The sequence below is a fragment of the Polaribacter sp. genome (assembly GCF_965656025.1).
Lineage (GTDB): Bacteria > Bacteroidota > Bacteroidia > Flavobacteriales > Flavobacteriaceae > Polaribacter.
In genome coordinates, this window is record NZ_CBFHJT010000079.1 from 1 (window position 1) to 6,443 (window position 6,443).

At 32.4% G+C, this 6,443-nt stretch carries 6 protein-coding genes; 2 read left to right on the top strand and 4 right to left on the bottom strand.

Features of this window, described 5'->3' with window-relative positions:
- On the bottom strand, positions 1–865 hold an 865-nt coding region (locus tag ACTG3S_RS12685; RefSeq protein ID WP_439129712.1), incomplete at its 3' end, for a c-type cytochrome.
- A gap of 200 nt (positions 866–1,065) precedes the next feature.
- Here ACTG3S_RS12685 and ACTG3S_RS12690 point away from each other — a divergent pair.
- Positions 1,066–1,434 (top strand): SPOR domain-containing protein, encoded by a 369-nt coding sequence (locus ACTG3S_RS12690; RefSeq protein ID WP_439129713.1) that lies wholly within the window; start codon positions 1,066–1,068, stop codon positions 1,432–1,434.
- A gap of 110 nt (positions 1,435–1,544) precedes the next feature.
- Here ACTG3S_RS12690 and infB read toward each other — a convergent pair whose 3' ends face one another.
- The 3 genes from infB to rimP all read right to left on the bottom strand — a co-directional run bounded on the left by infB (position 1,545) and on the right by rimP (position 6,136).
- Complete coding sequence (infB, locus tag ACTG3S_RS12695; RefSeq protein ID WP_439129714.1) at positions 1,545–4,337, bottom strand: translation initiation factor IF-2; 2,793 nt, start codon at positions 4,335–4,337, stop codon at positions 1,545–1,547.
- Between the two features lie 68 nt (positions 4,338–4,405).
- The gene (gene nusA, locus ACTG3S_RS12700; protein WP_439129715.1) at positions 4,406–5,662 is read right to left on the bottom strand and encodes a transcription termination factor NusA; all 1,257 of its coding nucleotides are present in this window, start codon (positions 5,660–5,662) and stop codon (positions 4,406–4,408) included.
- A 12-nt stretch (positions 5,663–5,674) separates the two neighbouring features.
- Positions 5,675–6,136, bottom strand: coding sequence for a ribosome assembly cofactor RimP (gene rimP, locus ACTG3S_RS12705; RefSeq protein WP_439129716.1), 462 nt, complete (start codon positions 6,134–6,136; stop codon positions 5,675–5,677).
- 232 nt (positions 6,137–6,368) lie between these two features.
- On the opposite strand from rimP, the gene ACTG3S_RS12710 reads away from it, so the two are divergent.
- On the top strand, positions 6,369–6,443 hold a 75-nt coding region (locus ACTG3S_RS12710), incomplete at its 3' end, for a hypothetical protein (RefSeq protein ID WP_439129723.1).

Consider the following 6,443-nt stretch of genomic DNA (forward strand, 5'->3'; position numbering starts at 1 on the left):
CTTCTGCAATTGCTTTATGACAATTCATACAAACATTTACTGATGGAATACCAGAATGTTTACTATGTTTTGCTGACGAGTGACAATATTGGCAATCTACTTTATTTTCTCCTGCGTGTATCTTATGTGAAAATGCAATTGGTTGTATTGGTTGATACCCTTGATCTACACCAACAGTAAACAGCATACCAAACACTACATAAGCACCAATTAACAACAAGAAAATAGTAGATAATACTTTTAAGAAAGTGTTATTTTTTACACCCACCCACAATTCTTGTAAATCTCTTCTTAAGTTAGATTGTACCTCTAATTTTTTATTTCCTTTTAATTCACTAACTTGTTTCAACAAACTAGCAATCATTAAAAACGCAACAACAATTGCTGCAGCTAATAAATAAATTAACCAATCTGGCGCTCCGTTTTTCTCTAAAACTTGATTACCAACAACAACCTCACCTGGTGCGGCTACTTTTTTAATCTCACCGACCGTTGTGTAATATAAAATATCGTCAATTTGAGCATCGTTTAATTGAGGAAAAGCATTCATAGCAGTTGCACTATATTGTGCCGCTTCAGCTGCTTCTGCATTTACCTTTTGAAATTCTGCGTTGTTTTTAATCCAAGATTTTAACCAAGAATTTTCTCTACGCTCTTCTACACCACCTAAGGCAGGTCCTACCAATTTCTTATCTAATTTATGACAAGAAGCACACAAGGATTTGAATAATTTTTTCCCAGCTTTTTGACGAGCCTCATCTACCTCTTGGGAATAAGAAGATACGCTAAACGCAAAAAACAAAAGTATTGTAAGACTTTTAAGAAGTACTGAAGTTAGTCTACTCTGCAATGTTACACTTTTCATATGTACAAACTATAATTTTAGTATTGTGTATAATTTCGCTCAAAAAACTGCGTTTTGAACAGTTCTACAAAAGTACTACATATTGCTAAATTTTGAAAAGCGAATAGAATGTTAAATATCAATTTATAACAATTCTAAATAAGAGTATAATTCAATATATTCTATTACAAGTCGTTATTTTTGTAAAAAGATTTTTACACATGAAAAAACCAAAATTTTTAACACTTTTTTTATTCTGTTTCTTTTGTTTTACGATGAGTTTACAAGCTCAAAATGAGACGAAAACAAGCGATTCTATTAAAAAGTTGATTGAAAAAAAGAGAAATTACAATAAAAAAAATGGATTTGGCTACACCATTCAAGTTTATTACGGTAATGAAAGAACTGCCAAAAGCACCCATGCAAAATTTGGTATTTTGTACCCAAGAGTATCTAGAAAGCTAGTTTACAACAATCCAGAGTGGAAAGTACAGGTTGGAAATTACAAAACAAAATTGGAGGCAGATAGAGCTAATTTAATTTTTAGCAAAGAATTTACTGGTACCATTGTAATTCCTATGGGGAAATAATTTAGTTGCCAGTTTACAATAACAGTTAGCAGAAATTAGTAAAATTACTAGCAATAAAAAAGCCGAAATTCTAATTGAATTTCGGCTTTACTTTTTATATTAAAATATATTTATTTTAATTTCTTTTTAACGGCTACTTCTTTATAGGCTTCTATAACATCACCTTCTTGAATGTCGTTATAATTCTTAATCTGAAGACCACAATCATATCCTTTAGCTACTTCTTTTACATCGTCTTTAAAACGTTTTAAAGATGACAATACACCATCGTGCACAACGATACCGTCTCTAATAATTCTGATTTGAGAATCTCTAAAGATTTTACCAGACATCACCATACAACCTGCAATGTTACCAACTTTAGAAATTTTATAAACTTCTCTAATTTCTACATTACCCGTTACTTCTTCTTTCATCTCTGGAGACAGCATGCCTTCCATAGCATCTTTTAAGTCGTTAATGGCATCGTAAATGATAGAGTATGTTCTAATATCTACTTCTTCTCTATCTGCAACCATTCTAGCATTTCCTTGCGGACGTACGTTAAACCCAACAATAATTGCATCTGAAGCTGTTGCTAATAATACATCACTTTCAGTAATAGCACCTACACCTTTGTGTAAAATATTTACTTGAATTTCTTCCGTTGATAATTTTTGGAAAGAGTCTGTTAAAGCTTCTACCGAACCATCTACATCACCTTTTAAGATAATATTTAACTCTTTAAAGTCTCCTAACGCAATTCTACGTCCGATTTCATCTAAAGTTAATGTTTTCTGAGTTCTAACAGATTGCTCGCGTTGTAATTGAGAACGTTTAGAGGCAATTTGTTTTGCTTCTCTTTCGTCTTCAAAAACATTAAATTTATCACCTGCTTGTGGCGCTCCATCCAATCCTAAAATTGATATTGGAGTTGATGGACCTGCAGCTTCTAAATTATTTCCTTTATCATCAAACATTGCTTTTACTTTTCCACTGTGTTTACCAGCCAATAAGTAATCGCCTATTTTTAAAGTTCCAGCTTGTACTAAAATAGTGGTTACATAACCTCTACCTTTATCTAACAATGCTTCTACAACTGCACCAACTGCGTTTTTATCAGGATTTGCTTTTAGTTCTAAAACTTCTGCTTCTAATAAAACTTTTTCTAACAACTCAGGAATACCTTCTCCTGTTTTTGCTGAAATATCTTGTGATTGTATGTTACCACCCCATTCTTCTATCAATAAATTCATTGAAGAAAGTTGTGTTTTTACATTATCTGGGTTCGCATTTGGTTTATCAATTTTATTGATTGCAAATATGATAGGAACCCCTGCAGCTTGCGCATGCGAAATAGCCTCTTTAGTTTGTGGCATTACATCATCATCTGCTGCTACCACAATAATTACTAAATCTGTTACTTGCGCCCCACGTGCACGCATTGCTGTAAAGGCTTCGTGACCAGGTGTATCTAAAAATGCTATTTTTTGATCGCCTACGTTTACAGAATACGCCCCAATGTGTTGTGTGATTCCACCACTTTCGCCTTCGATTACATTTGCTTTTCTAATGTAATCTAATAAAGAAGTTTTACCATGATCTACGTGCCCCATTACTGTAATAATTGGCGCTCTTGTTTCTAAATCTTCTGGTTTATCTTCTACTTCTTCTATAGATTCTTCTACTTCTGCACCAACAAATTCTACTTTATGATCAAATTCTTCTGCAACAATTACTAATGTTTCTGCATCCAAACGCTGATTCATTGTAACCATCATCCCTAAAGACATACATGCAGAGATAATATTGGTTACAGGAACATCCATCATTGTAGCAACTTCACTAACAGTAACAAATTCTGTTACCTTTAAGATTTTGTTGTCTAATGCTTGTGCTTCTTCTTCTGCCTCAGATTGTTCTCTTCTGGCATCTCTTTTATTTCTTCTATATTTTGCTCCTTTACCTTTAGAAGATTTCCCTTGCAATTTCTCGAGAGTTTCTCTTACTTGCTTTTGGATTTCTGCTTCTGTTGGTTCTTCTTTTTTAACAGCAGGCCTATTGTTTCCTCTTCCTTTGAAACCACCTCTATTGTTAGAACCTCTTCCTCCTTGACCACCTCTTGCAGTACCACTTGTTGAACCAGGTTTACTAATACGTTTACGCTTTTTCCTTGGATCGGATTTGCCGTCTTTTTTAGCTTCTGGTTTTTTCTTCTTAGGTTTTTCGAATTGTTTTAAATCGATTTTTTTACCTGTAAAGTTGGGACCATCTAACTTTTTGTACTGTGTTTTTATAGCCTCCGCATTTTCTGAAGTTACTTCTGTAGTATTCTCTTCTTCTTTAGGAGTAGATTTTGTGTCTAGTTTTTTAGAAGGTTCTTTTTTTGCAGACTCCTTTTCTATGTTAGATATTTCTTTTTTAGCTTTTGGAGTTTCTACTTTTGGAACTTCTACTTTTGGAGTTTCTTTTGCTGGTGTTTCTGCAACAGGTGCTGTTTTAGTTTCATCAGCTTTTGGTGCCTCTTCTTTAACTTCTTCAGTTTTTGGTTCGGCTTTTTTACCAACGTTGTCAATATCTATTTTACCAACGGTTTTTAACTCTAATTTTTCGGCTTTCGCTTTTAAAACTTCTTCTTTTTTGGCTTCTTCTATCCTTTTTCTCTCCTGCTTAGCTTCTATTTCTGCGCGAATTGCTTCTTTCTCTTTTCGTTTTTCTTCTCCAACTTCCTTAGACGCTGCTTTTTTACTGGCATCTGTTTGGAAACCATCTAGAAGAACTTGATAGACATCACCAGAAATTTTAGTAGTAGGTCTAGATTCTATTTCATGACCTTTATCTGCTAAGTATTCTACTGCTCTATCAAGAGAAATATTTAATTCTCTTAAAACTTTATTAAGCCTCGTTGTTTTGCCTTCAGACATATATTATTTTTTAGCCTTTAATTTTGTAAAAATATACTTTTTTACGATTTCTTTTTCAATTTTTAATACTACTCTTCGAATTCTTCTTTTAAGATTCTTTGTACATCTAAAATAGTTTCTTCTTCTAAATCGGTTCTTTTTACCAATTCTTCTACAGTAGTTTCTAATACACTTCTTGCAGTATCTAAACCAATGTTTTTAAATTCTGCAATAATCCAATCTTCAATTTCATCAACAAATTCTGTTAATTCTACATCTTCTTCCTCTAAGCCTTCTCTTTTAACATCTATTTCGTAACCTGTTAATTCACTCGCCAAACGAATATTAACACCACCTCTACCAATAGCTTTAGAAACTTCTTCTGGTTTTAAAAGTACATTTACACGTCCTTTTTTACCATTTTTTTCCTCGTCGTACATTTCAATTTCCATGGATGTTACTTTTGCAGGACTTAATGCTCTAGAGATAAATAATTGCTCGTTTTTTGTGTAATTGATAACGTCTATATTTTCGTTACCCAATTCTCTAACAATACCATGTATTCTAGATCCTTTTACACCAACACAAGCTCCTACAGGATCTATTCTATCGTCATAAGAATCTACCGCTACTTTTGCTTTTTCTCCAGGTATTCTAGCAACTCCTTCCACAGTAATTAAACCATCAAATACCTCTGGAATTTCTTGTTCGAATAATTTATTTAAGAAGGCTGGTGATGTTCTAGATAAAATAATAGCTGGTTTATTACCTCTTAATTCTACAGATTTTATAACCCCTCTAACAGAGTCACCTTTTCTAAAAAAGTCAGATCTTATTTGTTCACTTTTTGGCAATACGATTTCATTGCCTTCATCATCTAACAAAATAATTGCATTATGACGAATGTGATGTACTTCTGCACTATATAAATCGCCTTCTAAATCTTTAAAATGCTTAAATATATTTGTACTATCGTGCTCATAAATTTTAGATATTAGATTTTGACGTAATGCTAAAATAGCTCTTCTACCTAAATCTATTAACTTTACTTCTTCAGAAACGTCTTCACCAATTTCGAAATCTGGCTCAATTTTTCTTGCTTCAGATAGTTCTATTTCTTCGTTATCATCTTCAGAAAAACCGTCTGCAACTACAACTCTGTTTCTCCAAATCTCTAAATCTCCCTTATCTGGGTTTATAATGATATCAAAATTATCATCAGACCCAAACTTACGTTTTAGGGCAGCTCTAAACACTTCTTCTAAAATAGACATAAGTGTTACTCTGTCTATACTTTTATTATCTTTAAATTCTGAAAACGAATCAATTAATGCTATATTTTCCATTACATTTTTTGCTTAAAATACAATTTTCACTTTTGCTTCTTTAATATCCTTATACTCTAAAGTTACTGTTTTTTCTACAGTAATTTTTCCTTTACCAATTGGTTTTGGCTCTCTAGCTTTCCATTGTAAGATAATTTTATCTTGGTCTGCTTCTGCTAAAGTTCCTTCAAATTCTTGTTCTGCAGTTTTTACTTTTAAAATTCTGCCAATATTTTTAATATACTGTCTTTTTTCTGACAGTGGATGTGCAATATCTGGTGTTGTAACTTCTAAAGAAAAATCTTCTTCTTCTCTATCTAGGTTATGCTCTACGTTTCTACTAATTCTGATGCACTCACTTAGAGGAACACCATTATCACCATCTACAACAACCTGAATTTTATTATTTACAGAAATGGATAAATCTATTAAAAACAACGATTTATTAAGCTCTAAAGCTTCATCTACCAAATCTTTTACCTTTTTATTATCCATTTTAAACCTTAAAATAAAATATAAAAAGAGGGGACTTTAAGTCCCCTTCTTTCTTCATTTACCATTATTTTCGGTGCAAATATACGAATTGTTTATGATTTACCAAAGCAAGTGCAATTCATTATTTTTTTGTAACTTTAAATACGTTTGAAACATCAACTTAAAATTCTGACTTATGAAAAAAATATTAGTACCTACCGATTTTTCTAAACCGTCTGAATACGCTGCAAAAATGGCAGCAAGCATTGCTAAAAAAAGCAATGCTACTGTGTATTTAATACATTTAATAGAATTGCCAACTGGCGTG

What these genes read in the sequence shown, in the direction of transcription:
- ACTG3S_RS12690 (WP_439129713.1), top strand. Translation starts at nt 1,066, where the DNA reads ATGAAAAAACCAAAATTTTTAACACTTTTTTTATTCTGTTTCTTTTGT.
- infB (WP_439129714.1), bottom strand. Translation starts at nt 4,337, where the DNA reads ATGTCTGAAGGCAAAACAACGAGGCTTAATAAAGTTTTAAGAGAATTA.
- nusA (WP_439129715.1), bottom strand. Translation starts at nt 5,662, where the DNA reads ATGGAAAATATAGCATTAATTGATTCGTTTTCAGAATTTAAAGATAAT.
- rimP (WP_439129716.1), bottom strand. Translation starts at nt 6,136, where the DNA reads ATGGATAATAAAAAGGTAAAAGATTTGGTAGATGAAGCTTTAGAGCTT.